23 protein-coding genes are annotated in these 25,957 nt (G+C 42.6%); 10 read left to right on the plus strand and 13 right to left on the minus strand.

Features of this window, described 5'->3' with window-relative positions; translation table 11 throughout:
• Positions 1-8: 8 nt before the first annotated feature.
• The gene (locus ABDD95_RS15270; protein WP_345948204.1) at positions 9-686 is read right to left on the minus strand and encodes a lipid-binding SYLF domain-containing protein; all 678 of its coding nucleotides are present in this window, start codon (positions 684-686) and stop codon (positions 9-11) included.
• Between the two features lie 134 nt (positions 687-820).
• Between ABDD95_RS15270 and ABDD95_RS15275 the strand changes: the two genes are divergently transcribed.
• From ABDD95_RS15275 to ABDD95_RS15285, 3 genes are all read left to right on the plus strand, one after another.
• Positions 821-1,807 (plus strand): acyl transferase, encoded by a 987-nt coding sequence (locus tag ABDD95_RS15275; protein WP_345948205.1) that lies wholly within the window; start codon positions 821-823, stop codon positions 1,805-1,807.
• 248 nt (positions 1,808-2,055) lie between these two features.
• Positions 2,056-2,703: a PH domain-containing protein gene (locus tag ABDD95_RS15280; protein ID WP_345948206.1), complete on the plus strand. Its 648-nt coding sequence runs from the start codon at positions 2,056-2,058 to the stop codon at positions 2,701-2,703.
• 10 nt (positions 2,704-2,713) lie between these two features.
• Positions 2,714-3,142 (plus strand): hypothetical protein, encoded by a 429-nt coding sequence (locus ABDD95_RS15285; RefSeq protein ID WP_345948207.1) that lies wholly within the window; start codon positions 2,714-2,716, stop codon positions 3,140-3,142.
• 177 nt (positions 3,143-3,319) lie between these two features.
• Here the strand turns inward: ABDD95_RS15285 and ABDD95_RS15290 are convergent, their stop codons facing one another.
• Both ABDD95_RS15290 and ABDD95_RS15295 read right to left on the minus strand, forming a co-directional pair.
• Entirely contained in the window at positions 3,320-5,995 is a 2,676-nt protein-coding gene (locus tag ABDD95_RS15290) for a hypothetical protein (protein ID WP_345948208.1), read from the minus strand.
• A complete protein-coding gene (locus tag ABDD95_RS15295; protein WP_345948209.1) occupies positions 5,995-6,972 on the minus strand; it encodes a GLPGLI family protein in 978 nt (325 codons plus the stop codon). The genes ABDD95_RS15290 and ABDD95_RS15295 overlap by 1 nt, the downstream gene beginning before the upstream one ends.
• Before the next feature lie 151 nt (positions 6,973-7,123).
• Here ABDD95_RS15295 and ABDD95_RS15300 point away from each other — a divergent pair, with 151 nt between their 5' ends.
• Entirely contained in the window at positions 7,124-8,356 is a 1,233-nt protein-coding gene (locus ABDD95_RS15300; RefSeq protein ID WP_345948210.1) for an acyltransferase, read from the plus strand.
• Positions 8,357-8,392: 36 nt separating this feature from the next.
• Here ABDD95_RS15300 and ABDD95_RS15305 read toward each other — a convergent pair whose 3' ends face one another.
• The 6 genes from ABDD95_RS15305 to ABDD95_RS15330 form a co-directional block, all read right to left on the minus strand.
• Complete coding sequence (locus tag ABDD95_RS15305) at positions 8,393-8,848, minus strand: RES family NAD+ phosphorylase (RefSeq protein WP_345948211.1); 456 nt, start codon at positions 8,846-8,848, stop codon at positions 8,393-8,395.
• The gene (locus ABDD95_RS15310; RefSeq protein WP_345948212.1) at positions 8,848-9,342 is read right to left on the minus strand and encodes an antitoxin Xre/MbcA/ParS toxin-binding domain-containing protein; all 495 of its coding nucleotides are present in this window, start codon (positions 9,340-9,342) and stop codon (positions 8,848-8,850) included. Before ABDD95_RS15310 ends, ABDD95_RS15305 begins: the two co-directional genes overlap by 1 nt.
• Positions 9,343-9,379: 37 nt before the next feature.
• Positions 9,380-10,663, minus strand: coding sequence for a tyrosine--tRNA ligase (gene tyrS / locus ABDD95_RS15315; RefSeq protein WP_345948213.1), 1,284 nt, complete (start codon positions 10,661-10,663; stop codon positions 9,380-9,382).
• Positions 10,664-10,818: 155 nt separating this feature from the next.
• Positions 10,819-11,433 (minus strand): PAS domain-containing protein, encoded by a 615-nt coding sequence (locus tag ABDD95_RS15320; RefSeq protein WP_345948214.1) that lies wholly within the window; start codon positions 11,431-11,433, stop codon positions 10,819-10,821.
• Positions 11,434-11,475: 42 nt separating this feature from the next.
• The gene (locus tag ABDD95_RS15325) at positions 11,476-12,273 is read right to left on the minus strand and encodes an alpha/beta hydrolase (protein ID WP_345948215.1); all 798 of its coding nucleotides are present in this window, start codon (positions 12,271-12,273) and stop codon (positions 11,476-11,478) included.
• A 108-nt stretch (positions 12,274-12,381) separates the two neighbouring features.
• Complete coding sequence (locus tag ABDD95_RS15330) at positions 12,382-12,663, minus strand: N-acetyltransferase (RefSeq protein WP_345948216.1); 282 nt, start codon at positions 12,661-12,663, stop codon at positions 12,382-12,384.
• A gap of 210 nt (positions 12,664-12,873) precedes the next feature.
• On the opposite strand from ABDD95_RS15330, the gene ABDD95_RS15335 reads away from it, so the two are divergent.
• Entirely contained in the window at positions 12,874-13,539 is a 666-nt protein-coding gene (locus ABDD95_RS15335) for a hypothetical protein (protein ID WP_345948217.1), read from the plus strand.
• A gap of 43 nt (positions 13,540-13,582) precedes the next feature.
• Here the strand turns inward: ABDD95_RS15335 and ABDD95_RS15340 are convergent, their stop codons facing one another.
• Entirely contained in the window at positions 13,583-14,857 is a 1,275-nt protein-coding gene (locus ABDD95_RS15340; RefSeq protein ID WP_345948218.1) for an MFS transporter, read from the minus strand.
• Between the two features lie 269 nt (positions 14,858-15,126).
• Between ABDD95_RS15340 and rpsA the strand changes: the two genes are divergently transcribed.
• The 5 genes from rpsA to ABDD95_RS15365 all read left to right on the plus strand — a co-directional run bounded on the left by rpsA (position 15,127) and on the right by ABDD95_RS15365 (position 19,911).
• A complete protein-coding gene (rpsA, locus tag ABDD95_RS15345; RefSeq protein ID WP_345948219.1) occupies positions 15,127-17,073 on the plus strand; it encodes a 30S ribosomal protein S1 in 1,947 nt (648 codons plus the stop codon).
• Positions 17,074-17,233: 160 nt separating this feature from the next.
• The gene (locus ABDD95_RS15350; RefSeq protein ID WP_345948220.1) at positions 17,234-17,806 is read left to right on the plus strand and encodes a cupin domain-containing protein; all 573 of its coding nucleotides are present in this window, start codon (positions 17,234-17,236) and stop codon (positions 17,804-17,806) included.
• A gap of 238 nt (positions 17,807-18,044) precedes the next feature.
• The gene (gene pyrR, locus ABDD95_RS15355) at positions 18,045-18,587 is read left to right on the plus strand and encodes a bifunctional pyr operon transcriptional regulator/uracil phosphoribosyltransferase PyrR (RefSeq protein WP_345952111.1); all 543 of its coding nucleotides are present in this window, start codon (positions 18,045-18,047) and stop codon (positions 18,585-18,587) included.
• Positions 18,588-18,692: 105 nt separating this feature from the next.
• Positions 18,693-19,613, plus strand: coding sequence for an aspartate carbamoyltransferase catalytic subunit (locus tag ABDD95_RS15360; protein ID WP_345948221.1), 921 nt, complete (start codon positions 18,693-18,695; stop codon positions 19,611-19,613).
• 16 nt (positions 19,614-19,629) lie between these two features.
• Positions 19,630-19,911 carry a hypothetical protein gene (locus ABDD95_RS15365; RefSeq protein WP_345948222.1) on the plus strand — a complete coding sequence of 94 codons (282 nt, stop codon included), beginning with the start codon at positions 19,630-19,632 and terminating at the stop codon, positions 19,909-19,911.
• A gap of 78 nt (positions 19,912-19,989) precedes the next feature.
• On the opposite strand, the gene ABDD95_RS15370 is transcribed toward ABDD95_RS15365, so the two are convergent.
• The 3 genes from ABDD95_RS15370 to ABDD95_RS15380 all read right to left on the minus strand — a co-directional run bounded on the left by ABDD95_RS15370 (position 19,990) and on the right by ABDD95_RS15380 (position 25,848).
• Entirely contained in the window at positions 19,990-21,159 is a 1,170-nt protein-coding gene (locus ABDD95_RS15370; protein WP_345948223.1) for an efflux RND transporter periplasmic adaptor subunit, read from the minus strand.
• Positions 21,160-21,230: 71 nt separating this feature from the next.
• Positions 21,231-24,473 carry an efflux RND transporter permease subunit gene (locus tag ABDD95_RS15375; protein WP_345948224.1) on the minus strand — a complete coding sequence of 1,081 codons (3,243 nt, stop codon included), beginning with the start codon at positions 24,471-24,473 and terminating at the stop codon, positions 21,231-21,233.
• A gap of 25 nt (positions 24,474-24,498) precedes the next feature.
• Positions 24,499-25,848 carry a TolC family protein gene (locus ABDD95_RS15380; protein WP_345948225.1) on the minus strand — a complete coding sequence of 450 codons (1,350 nt, stop codon included), beginning with the start codon at positions 25,846-25,848 and terminating at the stop codon, positions 24,499-24,501.
• Positions 25,849-25,957 lie beyond the last annotated feature (109 nt).

Raw genomic sequence — 25,957 nt, forward strand, 5'->3', positions numbered from 1 at the left:
GCATTCGTTTACAATCCTTTTAAAGCTGTCTTTAAAGCCGTAACGGGTGCAGCGCTGCTTTTGCTGGTTTCAAAAATCTGCTGGGAGGTCATGTTAGCGCCATAGAAATTGGCGTTGGCCGATTTGTCGATGGCCAGATTAGAACCATTAACGCTGATGCCCGCAAATAAACCTCGGCTACGTGAATAAGAGTAAACCTCGGCTTCCAATTTATGGTCAGTGCTCGCGCTTGAGCTACGACCCACCGGACCAGCAGCGGCCGATATATCACCACCAATGGTAAAGTCGCCATTTTTTACCTGGGTTAACACCCCTTTGTTTTTAAATACCAATACCAGGTCTACCGACTGCACGCCGATTTGAAAGCCGATACTACCGCCTGTAAGTGTAATAAAAACAGGATTGCTCCATGTGCCGTCGGCCAGCTTCACAGTAGCTATCCCTTTACCACGTTTGCCGCCTATGCCAAAACTGGCGTTAATCATTTTAGGAATCACTACAATACCTTCTGTAACTTTAAGCAGTTCCTGCGGAATGGTTTCGTCTGAACCGGCAAACGTATTAAGCACTTTGGTAGCGTTTTGTATACGCTCGGTTTCTTTTTCCTTACCTGCACTTTGAGCGGAGGTAAGTACCAGAAACAAGCTTAAAAGCAACGGAATAGATAATAATTTTAACGTTTTCATTGTATAGATTTTTAGTGTTGAATAAGGGATAATAACAGGTGCATTAACAATAACATGCATTATATTTTTGTTGACGCACTGTAATCAATACCCATTACATAACGCTCACAACCTAACGCTTGTTATCTTTGCACATGCAAAAGCCGCTACCGCAGCACATATTTTCTATCAGTAACGAGCAGCAATTTAATGAGGCGGCCTTGCAAGTTTTTGCTTATCAGGCTCATAACTGCGATATATACCGTCAGTTTCTTCAAGGATTAAATATAGATCCGCAATCTGTTAAACAGCTTACTGATATACCTTTTCTGCCTATTGAGTTTTTTAAGAACCATAAAGTGGTAAGTACTACCCACGACCCGGAGCTTATCTTTACCAGTTCGGGTACTACGGGCATGATCACCAGCAGCCATTATATAGCCGATGTAAGCTGGTACCAGCAAAGTTTCAGGCAGGCGTTTGAATTATTTTATGGTGATGTTAAACAGTACTGCATCTTAGCGCTACTACCCGCTTATTTAGAGCGGGCGGGTTCTTCGCTGGTTTACATGGCCGACGATCTGATCAAACAATCAGCCCACCCCGACAGCGGCTTTTATCTTTACAATCACGAAGATTTACAACAGCAGTTGTTGAAATTGAAACAATCGGGCACACCTACCCTGCTTATTGGCGTAACCTTCGCCCTGCTTGATTTTGTGGAATGCTACCCCATTAACTTCCCTCAACTAATTGTAATGGAAACCGGTGGCATGAAAGGCCGCCGCAAGGAAATGATACGAGAGGAATTGCACGCCATATTATGCCAAGGCTTTGGCGTTGAGGCGATCCACTCGGAGTACGGCATGACAGAATTACTATCGCAGGCATACTCTAAAGGTTACGGCAATTTTAATTGCCCGCCCTGGATGCGTATTCAAACACGCGATACCAATGACCCGGCCAGCTATGTAGGTTTGGGCAAAACAGGCGGTATTAATGTGATTGATCTGGCTAACATCAATTCCTGTTCTTTTATTGCTACTCAGGATTTAGGTAAGATTTATGATGACCAGTCATTTGAAATATTGGGTCGTTTTGATTTTTCGGACATCAGGGGGTGTAATTTATTGATCGCTTAGGCGTCTTTCAAACCGCCCCTAAGAGCGAGAGTTCAGAATAAGATAAACCAATATATTATTTTGAGTACTAACACGAGATCTTTTTAACAAGATTAGTTAGCCAGTATGAAAAAGATCTTTCATTATTATTTGAGATGACATTTTTCTGAGGTTCCTTGCCTGGGGAGATTTCATGAGCCACCTATTGCACCGCATTTGGAAAGGCCATTTTTTTATTACATTTGGTTGCAATAAGTTATTCATCTTTTATGATCGAAAAATTTTTAAACGACCAGCAGGAACCCAAAGCGGTCGAAAAAGTATATACCCGCCTTACAGAACTGCTTCCGCCCGGCGAGGAGACCTTGTACATTGGCACCCAGAAAAAGCCTTTAGTGAACCTGCTGCCCGATTGTGTGGTGGTAACTAACCGCAGAGTGTTGTTCTTTACACCAGCAAACTTGGGCCTATCCTTAAAGTTTGTGGACTTTATATGGAAAGACATTGCCGATGTGAACATGAAAGAGGAGATCATTGGCTCGGTGTTTACAGTTAAAACTACGCAAGGTGCCGAAATGGGCGTTGATTATTTGCCTAAGGTGCAAGGCCGTAAATTATACCAATTCTCGCAAGAATGCCGCGAGAATGAGCGCAAACGCGAAGAACTGCAAAAAATACAGCATACACCAGTGACGCCACCACCGGCTCCGGCTCCTGTTGAAAAACCTATTGAGCAGCTTTTTGCACCAAGACCTGCACCGGTTGAAACGCCGCCTCCCGTTCCGGAGTTTGTTGCCCCGCCAAAGCCAGATGAACTGACAGAAAAACTTAAAAAATTAAAGATGCTGTTTGATAACGGCCTTATTTCACAAGAAGAGTACAACCAAAAGAAGCTTGAATTGTTAAGTGATCTGTAACTAACAATTTATGATCCCTTCTGGTGCACCTGCTGGGCAAAAGCCTATTGGCTGGTATTTGAAAGAAGCCGACCAACTTATTACTGCTTTTTTTGAAAATGCTTTTGATCAATATTGCATTACGCGGTATCATTGGATGGTGCTGCGCACTATCGATACTAACGGTTTTATAAATATAGAAGCTCACCACGAGGAAATTAAATACTTTATAAAATTGGAACGGCTTAAAGGCGTTATTGATAACCTGCTTGCGCGCGGCTGGATACAACCCGATTATAGCAATTTTAAGTTTACAGATACCGGCAAGCAACTTTTTGATGATGTTACCGCAACGTACGAGCAACAGGTTAAACAAATGATGAGAGGCATTACCAACGAGGAATATAATGCGACCATTAATGTATTGAACCGGATCATTACAAATCTCAATAAAAAATAGAGCCCCTTTCCAAACCTTGTCCCGGAAAAGGGCTTTTAAACAAATTGTTATTTCGAGCGCTAACGAGAATTTTGCAGCGATAGCTTACCAGGTTAAAAGATCGCTTGCTATCGTTAAAGATGACAACGGTTTTAATGGTACACTAAAGCGCTCCATACAGCATTGAGAGAGACTTCTTTAAAATTTAAACGCTGCTTTTAACGTCATCATTCTGCCGGGGAGCGTGTAAACGCTGTTGGTAAAATTGTTGGCTGTTAAAAATGGCATACTGTAAGTTTTGGTATCAAAAATATTGAGCACGTTAAGCTCCAAATCAAGATTCCGTTTATTGATCTTATACCGGGCCGAAAAATCGGCGAATGAGTAATTGAGATCATCCCGCAAACTCTGGCTAGTGTAGTAATGATCGCCTGATAATTTCAGGAAGAAATTGTTTGTTGGATTATAATTGATAGCGCCTTGGTGCTGCATTTGGGTGAATGCAGAGGGGCTTGCCCCCGTTACCGACGATCGGCTGTTAGTGCGGGTAGCATATACTTTGTAGCTTAAATTAATTTTATTGCTGATCTTGGTTTCTGCCCCTAAATTAAGGCTATTGGTTATGGTATTGTAAGGCAGCATCAAACCATTCAAAAATTGGTTTAGCTTGTTGTTTTGCCAGGAGTAACCACCGTTAAAGGTAGTATGCAAACTGTACACAAATTTACTTACCGTACCCGAAACGGTTAGCATATTCATTTCATTAGCGTAAGGCAGCACAATCTGGCGCTGAAAGTTCTCTGTAATTACAGCCGATGTTATGTTATTCAAATTTGTATGACTATAGTTTGCGTTTACACCCCAAAAGAACATTTTTATAGCCTTGCGGTAGTTGTAACCTAAGCCAATGGTTTGTGTTTGGGTCTCAGTAAGGTCGGCATTGTTGGCATTCAATGAGCGATAATTAGTAAGTATATCTCCCCGATAAGCCTGGGTGATATCGCCTATGTTATTACGGTAACCGTATGAAGCGCTCACATACTGCTCGGCTGTAGTATTGTACCGTACTGATAATTGTGGATCGAAATACAAGCGTTTAAACGAATTATCAAGCGCGTACAAGTTATCCGAATAGTTGATCTGCTGCCAGGTAAGCGGTAAACGAGCATTCAGCTTCCATTTTTCGCCCGGCATATCAAACGCCGCCTCAGTATAAATCTTGCTTTTAAACCAGTCGAGGTTATTAGCCGAATTATTGCTGGCTGCAACAGTATTGCCATTACTTTGCACAACCGTTAAAATCGACTGTAAATTTTGAAACTGCAAATTGAACCCGGCACGGTATGACTGTGTGATTTTGGCACCTGGGTGCTTAAATGACAAGTAGTTGTGTGTAAACCAGGTAGGTATATTAGCTGTTTGAACTAACTGTGCATAAGGCTGATTTTGGTTGAACACATCCTGGTTGATGCCTGGTTGCAGCACCCTGTTCTCGGGGTTGGTTAACCGGTTAATGTAAGAGTAGCCTTCAAAAATATTACCCGCTTTTGAAGTCTTCATAAGGTTCATCTCATTCGAAAAATCGAACCGGCTGTTTTTCAGTCCCTGATCTGAACCAATGCCATTGGTGTTGAGCGCCGAAAAGGACTGATAGCGCTCGTAATCCGTAAGCAAGGTATTGTTAAGGTAGTAGTTGGACTTGTTAATGTTTAAGGTAGCCTGAGCATGCAGCAGATCAGGACGGCGGCGATTATCCTGTAACTCAGTATAACGGATGGTGTCGCCAAGCAAATAAGTTTCACGGAGCTTTACATAGTTCTGCAATTGCCTGTCGCGCATGTAAGAAAGGTTGCCCCGTAGCTGCACATCCTTTTGTATATTAACCAGGTTGTTCAGGTTTATAAGCCCCGACTGGTTAAACAAGTACCGGTTAGTAGGCAAACTGGGGTTACCGGCTGCTCCTAATGATAATAAATTACTCGGCTTATTATTATCAAGTCGGCCCAAGTAACTTGTTAAATTGTGCGAAACAAGATCATTTTGTACATCAACACCGGTATTGTTGCCTTTTAGATAATTAATGGCTTTGTATCTATCCTTAAACATCATAGCATTGATGTTACCATCGTACTTACCAGGTAAGCCACCACCTAAGTTGCCTTGGCCCATCAACTGCATTTTAGCGTTATCTTTCAGGGTAACATTAAGCGCAACATCATCGCTTACCACTTTATCGCGCAGCATTTTAACCGGCTGATTATTCTCCAGCACCTGTACTTTATCAACCGCAGCGCTAGGTATAGTACTGGTTGCAATGTTATATTTGTCATTCAGCAGGTTATCGCCATCAATGTAAAAGTTAGAGATGGCTTTGCCGTTGTATGATATTTTACCGTTACCATCTACGTCAATACCCGGCAGCTTTTTGATTACATCACCAATCACCCTGTCTTGCGGGCTGGTAAATTCGGCTACACTGTAGCTAAGCGTATCTCCCTTCACCTTTAAGCGCGGTGCCTTATTTTTTACTGTAACCGCCTGTAGCTGGTTTACCGAGCTATGCAGCACAAAGTTGTAAGATGCCAATACACTGGTAATATCCTTGCTCTGCTTTTTAAAGCCAACAGAACTGATCTCCACCTTCAGTCCGCTCTTATTAGCGTCTGCAGGAATAGTAAGGCTATAAGTGCCCTTATTATCGGTGGCCGAAAAGGCAATGATCAAATTCCCGCCTGCCATAAGTTTAGCATTGGCATAAGGCACCACCTTACCCGTGCTATCTGTAACTGTACCTTTTATAGTTTGGGCTACGCCTGTTTTAGAGAAGAAAAGGATACAAATACAGCTTGCGATCGCTATAATTACCTTTACCATTATTTTTCAGGTAATTCGATAGGATTATTTTCAACAACCGGTGCTCCCCCGCCTGAAGTTGTTTTGAAACTAAAATACGGCGAAACGCTAACATTTCCACCCGTGTTAAATGAGACATTACCGCCTGCCCGACCGCCCATTTGTGATTGCATAGATGCCATTTGCATTTGAAAGAATGCTTGCGGATCTTTTTTCCTGATTTCTTTCAGGTCATTGAGTTCTTTTGCTGTGGCTTTAATAGCGTTGGCCGGCAAAGCAATTACATTTTCATTCTGACTGGCATCATCTATGCCACCAAACATAATTGTACGGCCACCCGGACCAGTCGGTGCAGCAGTAGTAACCGCTTGCGATGCACTTTTGTCCACTTTCTCAAAACCATCAAACTTAAATATAACTTCCTTTTTTGCATCTGTGGCTTCTACAATAAGGCCTGGCAAGCCCTGCAATTTCCACGGACCAGTGCGGTAAGGCAAATCGGCACAAAACCAAGCGGTATAATCGCGTCCTTTAAAATGCGTGGTAGCCTTTTGGCATTGCAAGCCGCCGATGGTTGCCGTATCCGGACTTATTTTCCAATTTAGAACCGGCAATTTTTCCTCAACCACATAATTATTCACTAAGCGCTCTTTAACAAGCAGTTTTTTTTCATTCGGGTATTGGTAATATTCGACATCGGGTCCCAAACCTCCGGCGGTCGAATTAATTTTCATTTGCCCGGTACCCAATGCTACTTGTTCTGCAATATTTTTACGCATTTGCTCACTGCGCATCTTACGATCATAACTTTTGTAAGCGCTGGCTTGGTTACCCACAAGCAGCATCATGTTTTCAACCAAGGGCTTATCGCGGTTAGTGGTATCGCGTACGTGCGTAAATTTGTAGTGGACTATGGCCTGTGCGGTATCAGTTTTTTGGGCTTTTACTATAACCGCTAAGAGAAATAAAAAAATTGTAAGATAAGGTTTAGGTGTCATATCGTTAAATCTGTTAAATTGTGATAATACCGCTATGGGTCAGCTCCACAGCAATTACATCACAAATATAACTAATATTTTAGTTAACAACTAAGACTTTAGTTATTTAACAAAATTTAACATTTTACGTATATTTGACTTTTTCCATCCTGTGCAAGCTAAAAATAAACTTCAAAGCCATATACTATTTCTTGACGGACTAAGAGCCTTAGCAGCCATTTATGTTGTTATGCACCATGCCATGTTGCAATATTACGATTCAGAAAGTGCCCATTTAAAAGGCTTTTATGAGTATAAATTAACCGGACTAAAACGTATAGTTATATTGCTTTTGTCGCAAGGACACTATGCTGTTGTTTTATTCATTGTGCTTTCAGGTTTTAGCCTTATGTTGGGCGTTATTCGGAACAATTATCTTTTAAAAGGCGGAACGCTGACCTTTTTGAAACGCAGAGCACTACGGATTTTACCCCCATATTATATATCTGTCGCATTTTCAATGATGCTGATTATTTGGCTAATTGGTAATAAAACAGGTTTACACTGGGATGTTAGCTTACCTGTAACCAAGCAGGATATCTTATATCATTTATTACTTATACATGATTTTTTCTTCTCTTCTCACCTTCGTATAAACCATGTTTTATGGTCAGTTGCTGTCGAATTCCGTATCTACCTTTTCTTTCCGTTGTTAGTGCTTGCCTGGAAAAAATGGGGTGCATTGCCTACATTACTCCTTTCTATAGTTATATCGGCAACAGGCACATTAATTCTTTATTACGGAACGCTGTACAACAGTGATATTAATTTAGGCTTTACGGGAGTTAGTCCGTTTATAATATTATTTACATTGGGCATGTTAGCTGCCGACATTGTGTTTTCTTCAAGAAATTATGCTACAACAATCAGGACCGCGTTTATTAACAAACAAAGCATCCGATACCTGATTTTTATCATAATTACAGGTTTTGTATTAATCCTGAAAATCTTTGCTCAAAGTGACAATCCCTTAATCGTTCACTTGTTTAATAATCTACTGGATGTTGTATTGGGCATAATGTTCACTTTGTTCCTGGTAATTTGTTCTTTACCAAATACCACAGGTCAAAGCACATGGTTAAATAAATTATTATCTTGGAAGCCGCTGGCGTTTGTAGGAACTTTTTCTTTTAGCCTCTACTTAGTACACGCACCTCTCTTACAAGTTTTATCACAATATATCTTAGCACCCTTACACCTTAATCTTTTTACAGCTAGTATGGTGTCGGTTTTATTAGGTACCGCCATTATGATTTTGATTTCTTATGGCTTCTTTTTGGCCTTTGAGCGCCCGTTTTTAAATATGGGAAAGAAAGTGAACAGCGCATTGCCAGAGCGTCAATAACCAATAAAGACGGTTAAACGAAAGCTAAACAATACGTTATGAGATCAAACGCTCATCAAAACTAAACACTTGTTGATCAACAATCTTAACGGCCTGCATAGCCACGTGGGCAGGATTAAGTAGATAATTAAATTCCTCTTTTACCACTGCAGATGGCACTTTAAGCAATAAATGCTTATTGGCTTTAATAAAGGCATCGCCTATGGTTTTCAGCAGTGCAGGTTCAGGGTATTCCTGCCAGTTTGGTGGTAATTTTTTCAGATCTAATATCTGCACATCGTCATTAGGCACCTCAACGGTAACCTGGCAAAAATTATCGGGTATCAGGGTAGGTGATAAATGTACAAGTACTTCGAGTACGGCCAAGGCGCGTGAAGAGGCAAGGTAAACCACAGGGCGGCCAATGCTGTTCCAGCGGCCACCGTAAAGCCGGGCACCGGTGCCGCTCAGGTCGGCTATATAGTTACATTTAGCAATACGGTATAACAGCATTAGGCAAAAACACCATGCTCAATACGGCCCAACTCACGCAGTACCAAATCAAAACCAACTGATGTATCTAATAATGAAACCGGAGTTTCGCCTTTAAATACATGTGCAGGAGTTTTCATCCAGCCTTTAAATTTATCCATAGAGCCAAATACTTCCTCACCGCGGGTATACAGGCGGGCCAGTTCAACGGCCTTTTCAGCGTACTCGGTTTTTAGAACCGTATCATCTTCATAGCGCTGCAAGGTGCGCTCGCTCATATGCATAATACCTGCCAGTTCCTGTAAGGTAAGGGATATCTTTTGCGCCAGTGAGGTAAGCACTTTCTTAGGCAGCCCCTGCCGCGCCAGCCTGATCACATCGAAATCGGAAGAAGACTTAGCCGGCTTTACACCTGTAAGCAAATGATAAAATGAGGTTACAGAATCAGTAGTGATATAAGCTGCCATTGGTTCATTAACCTCATTTTGAGCAATATGTTTTTTACTATACGACATTTATCCAAATATAAATCACATTTGTCGCATTTACAAATTATTCAATCACAATCAAAAAATAATTCTTTTTACCCTTTTGCACAACCAGGAACTTATCATTAATCAGGCTGTCTAATTGGTAAACACTGTCGGGCGATGTGATTTTGGCTTTGTTAATAGCCGCTCCCCCACCCTGTATCATCTTTTTAGCTTCGCCTTTTGAGGCAAAAACCGATGTTTTAACCGCCAACAGATCCTGAACATTTATACCGGCCTCCAAATCGGCACGACTAACCGTGTAATTTGGTACACCCTCAAAAATACCCAATACCTCATCGTTATTAAGTTCGCTTAAAAACTCAATACCCGTATTGCCAAATAAAAACTCTGATGACTGGATTGCCTTATTGTAAGCAGCCTCGCCATGTACGCGGATGGTTATATCCTTCGCCAGCGCCTTTTGCAACAAACGCTGGTGCGGTGCTGCATCATGCTCTGTTTCCATGGCTTCGATAGTTTCGCGGTTAAGCAAGGTAAATATCCTGATGAATTTCTTTACATCTTCATCAGTCGCGTTAAGCCAGAACTGGTAAAATTTGTAAGGCGAGGTTTGAGCCGGATCCAGCCAGATGTTACCACCTTCGGATTTACCGAACTTAGAACCATCTGCCTTTTTAATCAGTTGGGTAGTCAAGGCATAAGCCTCTCCGCCATCCTTACGGCGTATCAGTTCAGTTCCGGTAACAATATTGCCCCACTGGTCGCTACCACCCATTTGTAATACACAGCTTTTGTTTTTCCACAGGTAATAAAAATCGTATCCCTGTATAAGCTGGTAGCTAAACTCCGTAAATGACATGCCGCTATCTCCTGTTAAACGGCTTTTCACCGAATCTTTAGCCATCATGTAGTTCACGGTGATATGCTTGCCTACATCGCGTATAAAGTTCAGGAAAGAGAATTCTTTAAACCAATCGTAGTTATTTACAATTTCAGCACTGTTAGCTCCGCTAGTAAAATCTAAAAATTTCTCAAGCTGGGCTTGAATGCCTTGCAAGTTATGCTGCAAAGCATCCTCAGATAACAAGCTGCGCTCAGCAGACTTGCCGGACGGGTCGCCAACCATACCGGTTGCTCCACCCACCAAAGCATAAGGTTTATGGCCCGCACGCTGAAAATGAATCAGCGTCATAATAGTAGCCAAACTGCCCACATGCAGGGAATCAGCCGTTGGGTCGAACCCGATATAACCCGATACCATACCTTTATTCAGCAGTTCCTCGGTTCCGGGCATAATATCATGCAGCATGCCTCTCCAGCGTAATTCTTCAACAAAGCTCATTATAAAAATTATTTAAAGTGGGCAAAGATAGCAGATTGCAGAAACAATTGCAGCTTCAATAATAGATACCTATACCGAATTTCGCCAAAACGATACTATATGAAGTAATGTAAGAAAGGTTTGAGGTATGTGCAGGTTTGTTTGCCTGCAAAACATCAGGAATTGAGTTTATCTGCTAGCGCTCTGATCTTTTTGTCGAGCTGTATTGCACTGGTTTGCACCATTTGTACAATGCTTTTGCCTTCCTCATCCATGTCAATATGCTCCAACAGCGATATTAGCCCCAATATATTGGCCAAGGGAGCCCTCACCAAATGTGATTGGGCAAAAGCTACTTCCTCCAGCGTAGCGGTTTGTGCCTCATTCTCCGCTTCTGCCTGCTTCTTTTTCATAAGCAGCTCTTCTTCGTACTTTTTGCGGTCGGCTACTTTAAATAAGGTTGCATTAAATACCAGCTCTGTCGTGTCACACTCAGTAAATAACGAAGCACTAAACAAGCAAGGCATAGCCCCCCTGGCAGAATTAATGTACAAGTTAACTTCATTAACTTCGTTTTTAAGCTGCAACAGCGGATGTACAAAAAGCTGATAATAAATTTTGCCACCTTTTTCTAACAGATCGGTAAACTTAGTGCCGATAACAGCCTCCGCAGTTTTGCCCAGCCAGGTTAACAGTGTTTGGTTAGCATATAAAATTGTACCATTAATATCAAACGTTAACAACCCGCATGGGGCATGATGATATAACGATACAAAGTTTACAGATGACATGTATGTTGCTAAATTGATTTAAACATGGGTTTATGTGTCGGTTTATGCCTCAATAAATTCACGTATGGCCTGAATGGTTTGTTCAGGAGCGCTTAAATGTGGGCAATGCCCGGCAGCTTCTAATATCACCAAGGTGTTTTGAGGGGCATGCTTTTGCATATAATATCCCACTTCTAAAGGTGCTAATATATCATCCTTGCATTGCAGGGTAAGATTTGGAACATTAAGTTTGGCCAAGTCGGCCCTATTGTCAGACAGGAAAGTTACGCGTGCAAATTCTCTGGCAATATCCGGGTCGGTGGCACAAAAATTAGCTGTAAGTTCGTCTCCTAGTTCAGGCCGTTCTGCATTCCCCATAATTAAAGGAGCCATTGCGCTCGACCATCCCAAGTAATTACTCTCCATCATTTCAAATAGTGCGTCCAAATCTTCTTTTTCGAGGCCGCCTATATAATCGCCGTCATTAAAATAACAGGGTGATGGCGATACAAAAACAAGCTTGGTAAATAACTGCGGACGACTTATAGCTGCACGTACGCCAACCATACTGCTCACAGAATGGCCTACAAAGATCGCTTCATCAATTTGTAAAGCTTCTAATATTTCTACAACGTCAAGCGCGTAGCCATCCAGGGTACTGTACCTTGTTGAATCATAGGCGTTTAAATCAGACTCTCCGGCACCTACGTAATCAAACAGTATTAACCTAAGCTTGTCCTGATAAGCATTAATAAGATGCCGCCACACATTTTGATCGCAACCAAAGCCATGAGCGAAAATGATAACTTTTTCGCCCTGACCAATTACCCTGACGTTATTCCTTTTTAATACTTCTGCCATTATACTAACTCACATTACACCGAACCGTATACGGCATTGATAATAATTTGTTGAGATTATCCTAACAAAACATTAAAGCGTGCACATATAAATTACAACTCATAATTATTAAGAGACACGCAAGGGCACTAAACATTCAGGATGATAATGAAGATAGCTTTTAAACATAATATCAACTGGTACTAATTGATAGCGCTTTCCTGATATAAAATGAATTACCGCATCTACCAGTCGCTTTAAAACACCTTTACCTAACAGTTGCTCAGGGATGTGAGTGTAGTTTAAAACGAATGTATTTAAGTTTTCCTGATATTCGATATAAGCAGCACGACCATCTACTTCAATCTCAAAATGACGGTTAACCACGTCATGATATACTGCATTTTCCATATTATCGTTATTTAAATTAACTAAGGCAAAACCCTTTATAAACACTATTGCTTAAAATATCAATCTGCAAGTAAGCAGCTTGCCAACATCAATCGTATTTTGATGCCTTTCATAATTTTTGACTAAAATCACGATCAAAGGTTTACAGTATGCTAATAGTTTAATTATTTCGCCTTTCGTAAAATTTACTGTATTTTGCAGTACGTCTGTATGAATTTTTTGTCGCACTATTACTTTGACCGCCATACTACCAACTGCTACCATGTATTGGGCACCGTATTGCCGGATTTGTTAAAAAACGCCGACAAAAGCATCATTCTGCACCCTCAAGAATATCACTATACCGACGGTCCGGCACATCATATTTTCAATGGATGGGAAAAACACCTGGAGGTTGACCGGCATTTTCATAACGCAAACTTTTTTAAAACACACTCGCATCAGCTCAAGCTTGCCTTGCTGCCGGCATTGAATGGCTCGCCAGTAAAGCCCTTCTTTTTAGGCCATATCGCCATCGAACTTATTTTAGACAATTTATTACTTACCACAGAACAAATTACTGCACATGGTTTTTATGAGCACTTGGGCTCATGCGAAGACGAGGTGATCAAAGAGTTTTTAACAAAAAGCGGCATGAAAGATCCAAGCCTTTTTATACGCTTTTTTACTAAATTTAAAAACGACCAATACCTGCATACCTATGCCCGAACCGAACAGGTGGCTTACGCACTTAAACGCATTTGCATGCGCATATGGTCAAACCCCTTCATGCCCGGACAGGAAGCAGCCATCAACGAGGTGATTATTGATTATCGTAAAAAATTAGAAAGCAATTTTCTAGAGATCTTCAGTGAGATTGAAGCTAAGTTGTGCTGAGTTTTTATTAAAATACGTCGTTTATCAGCATTGGCTTATTCTATTAGATCTGTGACTGCGCTTCTATGCCAACCAGCGGCAAGTCTTTATCTCGCTCCAGTTTCCTGTCGGCCGATTTTTTAAACAACATGGCAAAAACTATAGCTGTTGCCAAACCTGCGGCCCCCTCAATAAACAATATAGTACGCGGACCTACATAGTGGCCACCCAAACCTACCAAAAAGCTACCCAGCGGTTGCATCCCCATAAAAGCCATTACATAATAACTAATAACACGCCCGCGCATTTCGTCGCTTACGGTAGTTTGCACAAAGGTGTTGGTTGCGGCTATTTGCATCATAGCTCCTGCGCCGGCTGGCATAATAAATAGTAAGGCCAGCCAAATATTACTGCACCATGCAAATACGGCCAGGCCAAGGCTAAACATAGCGCATGCAAAAACCACAATGCGCTTAATGTTACCTGTTGTTTTAAGTGTAGCCATATAAATAGCTCCAATTAAAGAGCCCAGTCCCGATACGCTATTGAGCAGGCTATAGGTGCCGGCATCACCGTGGAAAATATCTTTGGCAAACACCGGCATTAAAGTGGTGTAAGGCATTACTAAAAAGCTGGTACAGGCCATTAACAAAATCATCAATTTAATATCTTCGGCATGCTGCAAATAATTGTACCCCTGCTTTAGCCCTTGCCATACACTTTCGGTCGATTTTTTGACATCCATAACCGGTAACTTCATCAGCAGCAAGCAAGTAATAACAGCAATAAAGCTCAGCGCGTTTAAAACAAAACAAACACTGGTACCCACCGTAGTAAGCAATATACCCGCAACAGCTGGTCCAACCATTCGGGCGAGGTTAACCATTGATGAATTTAACGCAATAGCATTCTGAAGATCGGCCTTATCCTCAATCAGCTTAATCATGAGTGATTGCCGCGAAGGGGTATCAAAAGCATTGATAACACCCAGGGCAATACTTAAACCTATTATAGCAGGCATATTATAAATGTGCAACACTACCAGCGTGGCCATAATACCGGCTTGTACCATAGCGGCAATTTGGGTGGTAAGCAATATTTTATAACGGTTGTGCCTATCTGATATGGTACCGCCGTAGGGTGATAGCAATAACGTTGGTATTTGTCCGGCAAAATTTACAATCCCTAACATAAGTGCCGAATGTGTAGTTGAGTAAACCAGCCAGTTAATGGCAATACGCTCCATCCAGGTGCCAATAAGTGAGATAGATTGCCCTATAAAGTATAACCTGTAATTGTGGTATTGGAGAGACCGAAATGTAGTAGATAATGCAGACATATGATTTGAAATGTGCTGATTTACATGGGCGCAAATGTGCAAATGCTATAGTATTACAAACCATTTTGGAGGTGGTTTTATTTTATACTATTTCCCAAAAGCTTTAAACTTTATGCATCTGCATAGCCGTATTTTTACACTTGCTAATCACATTCGCTTAACAATCAGCATTTAACATTCTATTTTCGTTTCAATTTATTTTTATTTACGAAAATATTATCCTTACCTTTGCAGTCCCAATTAATTGGGAAAAGGAGACAATTTATTTAATGGCAAAAAAACAAGAAGCAGAAAAAGAATTACAGTCTAAGCAGGCTGAGCTGGAAACAGTTACGTCTGCAAAGGAAAAAGAAAACATTGAGTCAGAAGCTGATTCAATTTCTATTGATGAAATCAAATCAAAAATCACAGCAAGCAACAACGACTTTGATTGGGACGCTGATGATAAAAAATTTGGCAACTACAGCGATGCTGACCGTCAAAAATTTGAGCAAATGTACGATGGTACTTTCAACTCAATTAACCAGGGCGAAATCATCACCGGTACTGTTGTAAACATCAATAACAAAGACGTGGTATTGAACATCGGTTTTAAGTCTGATGGTATGGTATCATTGTCGGAATTCCGTGATACACCTGATCTGAAAATCGGTGACACTGTTGACGTGTTTGTTGAATCACAAGAAGATGCTAACGGTCAGTTGGTACTTTCACGCAAACGCGCTAAAACACAAAAATCATGGGAACGCATTAATGATGCATTAACTAACGATGAAATCATTACCGGTTTTGTGAAGAGCAGAACTAAAGGTGGTTTGATTGTAGACATCATGGGTGTTGAAGCCTTTTTACCAGGTTCACAAATTGATATCAAGCCTATTCGCGATTACGATATCTATGTGGGTAAAACTATGGAGTTCAAAGTTGTTAAGATCAACCACGAGTTTAAAAACGTAGTGGTATCGCACAAAGTGCTGATCGAGGACGATTTAGAAAACCAAAAAATTGAAATTGTTGCACGCCTTGAAAAAGGTCAGGTATTGGAAGGTACCGTTAAAAACATTACCGATTTCGGTGTATTCATCGACTTGGGTGGCGTTGACGGCTTACTGCACATTACCGATATATCATGGGGCCGTATCGAGCATCCGCGTGAAGTATTGGCATTGGATCAAAAGATCAACGTTGTTGTTCTGGACTTTGATGACGAGAAAAAACGTATTGCTCTGGGCTTAAAACAATTAACTCCTCACCCTTGGCAAAGCCTTGATGAATCGATCCAGATTGGTTCACATGTAAAAGGTAAAATTGTTACCGTGGCTGATTATGGCGCATTCCTTGAAATCACCCCAGGTGTTGAAGGTTTGATCCACGTATCTGAAATGTCATGGTCACAAAACCTGCGTAACCCTCAGGAATTCCTAAAAGTGGGTGACGAAGTTGAAGCTCAGGTTTTAACTTTAGACCGCGAAGAGCGCAAAATGTCATTAGGTATTAAGCAATTAACGCCTGATCCATGGCAAAACGCCGGTGAGAAATACGCTGTTGGTACCCAGCACGTAGCCACCGTTAAAAACATGACTAACTTTGGTGTGTTTGTTGAATTAGAAGACGGCATTGACGGCTTAATCCATATCTCTGACCTTTCATGGTCTAAAAAAGTTAATCACCCTAACGAGTTTACTAAGGTAGGCGAGAAATTAGACGTGGTTGTTTTAGAACTGGATATTGAGAACCGCAAACTGAGCTTAGGTCACAAACAACTGGAAGAAAACCCTTGGGATACTTTCGAAACTATCTTCACTGTTGATTCAGTACACGAGGGTACAGTATTGAAAGTAACTGATAAAGGTGCTGTTGTAGCATTACCTTACGGTGTTGAAGGCTTTGCGCCAACCAAACACTTAGTGAAAGAAGACGGTAAATCTTTAAAAGCTGAAGAAACTGCCGAATTCAAAATCATCGAGTTTGGAAAAGACAACAAACGTATTGTGATTTCTCACTCACGCATTTGGGAAGATATCCGCTCTGAAGCCAGAGTTCAAGACTTTGAAAACCGTAAAAAAGAAGCGAAAGCTGCTAATAGCGCGGTTAAAAAAGTTAAAGAATCTGTTGAGAAATCAACACTTGGCGACCTTAGCGTTTTAGCTCAACTGAAAGAGCAAATGGAAGGTGCCGAAAACAAAGCTCGTAACAACAACGAGGATTCAAAATAAGCATTAAATAAATTCTCTTTTAAAAGCCCTGTGTTTCAACACACAGGGCTTTTTTTATTACTTTGTTTGCAAATAAGTGTATCATTTATATCAGGTTTTACGTATAATAGTTTGAGAAACATATAACTAATGCCGCTACAGGCAGCTTATACATCTATTTATGTTAAGAACAGGCGATAAAATTTCAAATCCTCTGACCAAAAAGACATTCGTTTTTCTGCGTACCGCGAAAGATACCGACGGTGAATACGTACGCATCAAATGTATCGCCGACCCTGAAAGCAGCCGTAAAAATGGCTTTGTTCACGTTCATCCTTCTCAAACGGAAATTATAACCGTATCATCAGGCAGCATGATGGCGCTTGTTAACGGTAAAAAAGTACGTTACGATGCTGGTGAAATGTTGGTTATAAAACCAGGTGACGCGCATCAGTGGTGGAATGCCAGCACGAAACAACAGCTGGAAATTATTACGGAAGTAAGACCGGCTATGCAAACGGAGCAACTTTATGAGGCTGTATGTGCATTGGCTAACGCCCGGTATGAGGAACACTATGATTCTCCTAACTTACTGCAATTTGCTGTTATGCTGGATCATTATAGCGAAGTGTATAAATCGGCAGGCAAATTAACTCTTCTAAAAAAGGGCGTATTTAAAGTACTGGCAGCACTAGGCCGCTTAAAAGGTTACAAACCCGAGTGGGATTATAAGCTGGTTCCGAAATCCGTTTAAATTTAACTATACATGCTATGACTGAAGAGATGGATGTGCTATCATCAGTCATAGCATTTTACTCCGAATTACTCCCGTTTGCAATTGCATAGATTGCACTTATCTATTCTTTTGAGCTCTTGTTTCGCTTCTCTTCTGCAGCTTTTTAAAACGCAACCGCATTTATATAGGTATAGGTTTTACAAAACTCAACACAGGTACAAAACTTTTTATACCTTTGCCCAAACCTACTGAAACGATGCAAAACCTGACGTTGCTTGATGGTCAAAAATTTCAAATAACCATACAGCGCCTTTGCCGCCAGTTGATCGAAAATCATAACGACTTTTCAGACGCTATCATTATTGGCATACAGCCACGAGGCATTTTTTTAGCCCGCCGTGTGGCCGAAGAACTCCGCAAGATCTTAGATAAACCTATACTGCAGGGCGATCTCGACATTACTTTTTACCGTGATGACTTTCGTCGACGTGAAACACCCCTGGTGCCTAATCAAACCCGTATTGACTTCATTATTGAAGGCAAGAACGTTATTTTGATGGATGACGTGCTATGGACTGGCCGCACTATAAGGGCTGCTATGGACGCCTTACTGGCTTTTGGCCGCCCCGCAAAAGTGGAGCTGCTAACGCTGGTTGACCGTCGGTACTCACGCCATTTACCGGTTACAGCCAATTACACCGGCATTGAGGTGGATTCAATAGCCTCACAAAAAGTAGTGGTTAGCTGGAAAGAAACCGACGGTGAAGATAAAGTAGTACTGTTGTCAGACGTTGTCTGAACCAGAATTTATAGAATAGAGAATTAAAAGAATCAACTTGAAATTGGAATCAGGTTTTCGGAGCGAATAAATTCCGAAACCCAACATCCGCCATCCGAAATCTACATGGGTCTGAGCACGCGACACTTATTAGGCATAAAAGATTTAAACCGCAACGATATTGAATTAATATTCGAAACGGCCGATAACTTTAAAACAGTAATTAACCGCCCAATCAAAAAAGTACCATCACTACGGGATGTAACCATTGCCAATATCTTTTTTGAAAACTCCACCCGTACCCGCTTATCATTTGAACTGGCCGAACGTAGGCTATCAGCAGATACGCTTAACTTTGCGGCCTCCTCATCATCGGTAAGCAAAGGTGAAACCTTAATTGACACTGTAAACAATATACTGGCGATGAAGGTGGATATGGTAGTTATGCGCCATCCTTATGCCGGCGCGGGCATATTCCTTTCTAAACACGTTAAAGCCCAAATTGTGAACGCAGGCGATGGTGCGCACGAGCACCCTACTCAGGCCCTGCTGGATGCTTTCTCCATACGTGAAAAACTGGGTGATGTAGCCGGGAAAAAAGTAGTAATTGTGGGTGATGTGCTGCACTCACGCGTGGCCTTATCAAACATACTTTGTTTAAAGCAACTGGGCGCCGAGGTGATGGTTTGCGGCCCTACTACGCTTATCCCCAAGTACATCAGCTCTTTAGGCGTTAAAGTTGAACACAACCTTATAAAAGCCTTAAACTGGTGTGACGTGGCTAATATGCTGCGCATACAGCTGGAGCGTCAGGACATTAAGTACTTTCCATCATTACGCGAATACACAATGCTGTTTGGCTTGAACAAGCAGATATTGGATAACCTGGATAAAGAGATTATTATTATGCACCCTGGCCCTATTAACCGCGGCGTAGAGATTACCAGCGATGTGGCCGATAGTAAACAATCTATTATATTAGATCAGGTTGAAAATGGTGTGGCCGTACGTATGGCCGTGTTATATTTACTGGCAGGGCAAGCTTAATATTAATTAACAGCAAATGGATTTCAGGTTACTTCATGATTATGTGCTAAAGGTTGAGCCTGAAAAGGAAAAAGCCAGCCGGGTGCGTTTAATTGTCAAACAACAAGGCAAAGAGTTGATATGCCGTAAAGAAGGCCTTAACCGCCTGCTCGACTTTATATACGGCGGAGACGATCACTTAATTAAAGGCCGCCTGCAACTTAGCAAAAAGAAAACGGCAATCAGTATTTATATAAACGGTGATATAGTGGGTACTATAGAAGCCAGAGCGTTTGCCGATGGGTTAGACAAATTATAAAACACCTTATCCAAGCATAAAAAATGTAAGAAGGCGACCTGATGAGGCCGCCTCCTTACATTTAAACCCTTTTAAAGGTTAATCTTCTTTTGTTTGCTCTTTCTTAGCTGGTGTATCTTTAACAGGCTGGCCGTCGCGTATTTCATCTGTAGCTGTTTTTACCAGCTTATCGCCAATCTTAAGTGCCTTACTGTAAACCTCAACGCCATCCTTACTTTGTAAGCCTTTTTGCACATCTATCCATTCGGCTTTATGGTTGCTATTTACCCGCACCACAAACACTTTCTCAGTAGATTGTACCAGCGCTGATTTAGGGATAACAAACGTACTGTCATGCGATTTCATCGGCACGTTTACTTCAGCATACATGCCCGGCAACAGTACCTTTTTGGGGTTTTCCACATCCATCTCCAAACGCTCGGAGCGCAGGCGGCTGTCCAGCGAGCCAGCCAGGCGTTTAATGCGTGCAGTAAATTGCTGATCGGGCAGGGCACGTACGGTAAAAGTAACAGTTTGCTTGTTGCTCAGTCCGCCGGTGTTTACTTCCGGAACAGATACTACCAAACGTAGCTTTCGCTGCTGCTGCACTACAAAAAGCGGTGTTTCGGAGCCCCGGCCACCTGGGCCTACATACGCCCCCATGCTGGCGTTGCGCTCGCTCACCACTCCATCAAAAGGTGCACGTATTTGCAAGTACTGCAGGTTAGAACTGGTCTCCTGGTAGGTAGCCCTAGCTGCTTCTACATTAGCTAAATCGGCTTTGCGGCGGGCATCAGCCTGGTCTAAATCGTTTTGGGCAATTGTACCGGGGGTTTTAGCTGTATTGGCCAGTCTATCATAAGTAGCTTTGCTGGCCAGGTAAATAGCCTCCTGCTGTTTGATGCGGGCACGCGCAGATGCCAGTTGCGAATTAATTTCAGGCGCTTCCAAAACAATCATAAGCTGCCCCTTGCGCACCTCCGAACCTACATCAACCAGATACTGCTTTACATAGCTGTTAATCTTAGCATACAGGCTTACCTGCTGGTACGGCGTCAGTTCGCCGGGTACCTGCAAAGTTGACGCCATCTTGCTTTTTTCCAGCACAACGGTCTCAACAGGCGGCACTTCAATATTATCCTGTTCGCTTTGTGCTTGCTCCTGTGCGGCTTGTTCTTTTTTACTAGAATGGCATGCACTCAGGCATAACCCAACGGCTAAACTTGTTAATGCTATGGCAGCCGTAACCTGGCTTTTCAGACTTTTCATCTTTATGTAGTAGCTCTTAATTTCTAATCTTAACCTAATATCTTCAAATTATCTTTATTCGCTCCTTGCTCTTACGCCTCATTCTTACTATGATGCAGCGGTACAAAAAACTTACTTTCTTCGTCTTCAGGGTCTAATGATACGGATTGTGTAGTGGTATTACCCTGTACCCAGGCAAACACCAGCGGCAGTATGAGCAAGGATGCAAATGTAGAGAACAGCAAGCCGCCAATAACCGCGCGTCCTAACGGCGAGGTTTGGTCTCCCCCCTCACCCAGGCCCGATGCCATGGGTATCATACCCACAATCATAGCTAAGCTGGTCATTAGGATTGGGCGTAAGCGTAAAGCTACCGATTCACGCGCGGACTTTAAGGCGTCGCCGTTAATCATACGCAGCTCTTCTGCATTAGTGATCAATAGTACCGAGTTGGATATTGCAACCCCTACCGCCATAATCATACCCATGTATGATTGCAGGTTGAGTGTTGCACCGGTAGCCCACACCAGCAATAATGAACCTAATATTACCGCAGGCACAGTTGAAAGCACCACAAATGATACTTTGAAAGATTGGAAGTTGGCTGTAAGCATGAGGAAGATAACAATGATGGCTACCAGCAAGCCAGTTTGCAAGCTTCCCAAGGTATCGCCAAGGGTTTGGCCTAATCCGCGTGGCTCAATGGTTAAACCCCGCGGCAACTCACCTAATGATTTAATTACCTCGTTTACATCATCAATAGCAGTGCCCAAATCTTTTTTATGCAGGTTAGCCGTTACTGATAAGGTAGGTATGGCACCGATGTTATCATTTTCGCCGTAAGTGGTATCCATTTTTATACTGGCTACGTCGCTCAATACCGGGCGGCGCTGGTTAGCCATTACCGGTATCTCCTTAATATCGTTAACGCTTTGCATCTGGTACTCGGGCACCTGTACCTGTACGTTGTAGCTTAAGCCCACTTTTTCATCAAGCCATACATTCTTTTCGGTAAAGCGCGATGATGAGGTAGAGGCAATGAGCGAGCGCGATATATCACTTACGCCTACGCCTAACTGGGCAGCACGTGTACGGTCTATATTAATATTAATAGCTGGGTACTTAAATGACTGACCAATCTGCACATCGCGCATGTACTTTATTTGATTAAGCTTACGTAATATTTTATAAGCATAAACTACATTCTGCTTTTTGTTTTTGCTGGTAATAGCCACCTCAACCGGTGTTGGCGACCCTTGGCTTAGTATCTTGTCCGTTAAATCAATCGGTTCAAAAGATACACGCACATTGGGCATGGCCTTCTTAATCTCATGCCTGAATTGTTCTTTCAAATCATCCAAACTACCATCATATTCCTCGCTCAGTGCCGCCTGTATAACCGCCTCCTGCGGACCAGCCATGAACAAATAAATTGGACTGGTAGAAAACTGAGATGGGTGCGTACCCACAAATGCGGAGGTTACAGCAACATTTTCTTTACCAACCATCTTGCGTAAAATCTGTAAAGCTTGCACCGTCATGGCTTCGGTACGCTCCAAGCGCGTACCATCGGGCGAACGCAGCCTGACCTGGAAAGTGCCCGAATCAACTTTAGGCAAAACATCGCGGCCTATGCTAACAAATAGCAATACGGCAAGCCCGGTTGCGGCCAATACATAAATGCTTACTATCCATTTGCGCTTAGCCAGCATGCTATCCATCCAGCCCATAAAGCGATGACGGAAACGGTCAAACCGGGTTTCTCCCTTGCCATGATCTTCAAGGGCATGCTTTGCAGCTTCTTCTTTGGCAGCATGTTCATCCTGTATATCATCACGGGCAAAATCTTTTTTCTCATGGTCATTCTTCATGAGCCAGTTGGCCATAATAGGTACAAAGGTTTGAGCTAAAAAGTATGAGGTGATCATGGAAAAGCCAATGGCTAGGGCCAGCGGCAAGAACAGTGCACCCGGAATGCCCTTCATAGTGAAGGCGGGAGCAAATACAGCCAAGATACAGAAAAGGATTAATAATTTAGGGAAAGCAATCTCCTTACAGGCATCCCATATAGCCAGGGCCTTAGGCTTACCCATGGCAAAGTGCTGGTGTATGTTCTCAATGGTTACGGTCGATTCATCTACCAGGATGCCGATAGCCAGCGAGAGGCCACTCAGCGTCATGATGTTAATGGTTTGCTTGAATAAGGATAAGAACAGGATACCCGATACTATACAAGCCGGTATGGTCAAAATTACGATCAAAGCCCCTCGCCTGTCACCCAGGAACAGCAATACCATTAAACCTGTGAGGATAGCGCCGATGGCCCCCTCCTCGGCCAAACTTTTTACGGCGTTGATTACATAAGTAGATTGGTCGAACACATAAGACAGCTTAACATCCTCGGGTAACAAGCTTTGGAAACGCGGGATGGCTTTCTTAAGGTTCTGCACCACTTCCCAGGTTGAGGCATCAGCAGATTTGGTGATTGGCAGATACACCGAACGCTTGCCGTTTACCAGTGCATAGCTGCTGGTAATGTCTGCACCGTCTTCAACTGTGGCAACGTCATGCAAAAACACGGTTTGAATGCCGTTTTTGTACAGCGGGATATCGCCAAAATCAGCCACTTTTTTCATGGAGGTGTTGGCAGGCGTAAGATAATTGAGGTCGCCTATGCGTACGTTACCGGCAGGCGAATTCAGATTGTTCTCCCGAATGGCGGTTACAATCTGATCGGGTGTTAAGTTGTGTGAGCGCAGCAGCGAAGGATCAACCTTGATAACAACCGTGCGGGTGTTGCCACCAAATGGTGCCGGTGATACCAATCCCGGAACGGAGGTAAACGAAGAACGAACATATACGTTAGCCAGATCGAGCAATTCGTTGTTACTCCGGGTTGGACTGGTTAACACCAGTTGGCCAACTGGCAATGTGGACGCATCAAAACGCAAAATAAAGGGAGGTTGCGTGCCTGGTGGAAAGATGGCCTGCGCACGGTTGGTATAACCAGATACCTCGGCAGCAGCCTGCGCCATGTTAGTGCCCTCATAAAAGGAAAGCTTAATAAGTGTTAGGCCCTGAATGTTACGCGTTTCGATACTCTTTACACCCGATACATAGAGCAGCAGGTTAACATACTGTTTACCAAAGTACGATTCCATTTGCGTAGGTGTATAGCCACCATAAGGATGCGAAACGTATATAACCGGCAGGTTCAGATCCGGAAAAATATCGATTTTAATACTGCGGATAGCATTTAACCCAAAGAAAAACAAGCCGGCTACTAAAACCAGTATGGTTATGGGTTTACGAAGTGCAAATTTTATGAGTCCCATGTATATGTTTTAGCCGATAAATAGCTTAAAAATTATTGATGAATAAGTCGAAATCGCCGGTTGAGGCTGCCTTAAATAGTAAAGCTTGCCACACATTGTTATAAGCGATATAGTTGTTGGTTTCGGCCCTGTACAAAGTGTAAAGTGCCTGCTGAAAATCGGTAATGGTTGCCAGTCCGTTTCGGTAAAGTGTTACCTTTTGCAAATAAGCCTCATTAGCCGACCTGATTTGTACAGGTGCTTCCTGTGCATTCTTTAAGGCATTACTGATGCGGGTTTCGGCCAGTACCTGCTGGTTGCGCAATTGCTGGTCCACCAGATCGTACTCGTCCTGGTACTGCAGGGATATAAACTTTTGCGACTGTACCTGGTACTTGGTGCGAAACAAACTGGTAAAATTCCAAGAGGTAGCTATACCGATAAGGTAATTAAAGCGGGTTGGCTCAACCCCTCTGAAATAATCGGCAGAGTAGGCTACTGGCGTGTTGATAGCCGGCGCCAGGGTAAAGCCCGAGCCACGACCCTGAAACGTACCAATAAAGGAAAACGTAGGCAAGGCAAATGTTTTCTGATAACGAGCTTGCTCGTCGCTCACCTGAATACGGTTTCTATAAAATTGCAACACCGGATGATTTTGCTCATTGATTTGCGACGGCTTACCCGGGGCGCTTGGACTTTTAACCAGGAAAGTACTGTCCAGCACAAAATCCAGCGGCGGGGTGTTATATCCCAAATACTGTGACAGTTGATTTACCTGTTCCTGCTCATTGGTTTGTGCATTAGTCAGCTGTATTTTAGCATTCGATACTTCGGTATTGGCCAGTGATGAATCAACACCCGGATTTAGGCCATTTTTCACACGTGCTACAATAACGCGGCGGATTTCTAATGTACGATTCAGGTTGTCTTGTTGTACTTTTACTAGGCGCTGCGCAGCCAGCACGTTTAGGTAGGCGGCTGCTACCCTTATTTTATGCTGAAACTGCTGCTGCCCCAAGTCGGCCTCGTCACGATCAACCACACGCTTTTGCACTTTAATACGCTCGGCAGCACGGCCAAAAGCAAAAAAATCCCAGTTTACGTTAGTTAGATACAGGGCACCGAAAGCGGCATTCCAGTTTTGATGATTTAAGGCAGGGCCGGATGATGAAACTGCCAGGCCACGATATCCTACCAACGGACCATTTTGCCCATTAATAGTACCATATGCATTTTGAGCCGAAAAGTTTAGATCAGGCAGATACTCTGTCCGGGTTTCTTTTAGATATGCTTTAGATGAGTTAATCTGATTTTGTTTGGCTTTGATAGCCGGATAATTTTCAACGCCAAGCTGCACGGCATCCCTCATGCTCAAAGTAACTTTTTGCTGCGCCATACTTAAATGAGTATTGAGTAACGCAACAATAAATAAACAGATGCAAATTAATAGTCTGTTAAACATCAGAAAGGATTATTACGATAGAGATAGGCAAATGTAGTCTCTA

The organism is Mucilaginibacter sp. PAMB04274, from assembly GCF_039634385.2.
Taxonomy (GTDB): Bacteria; Bacteroidota; Bacteroidia; order Sphingobacteriales; family Sphingobacteriaceae; genus Mucilaginibacter.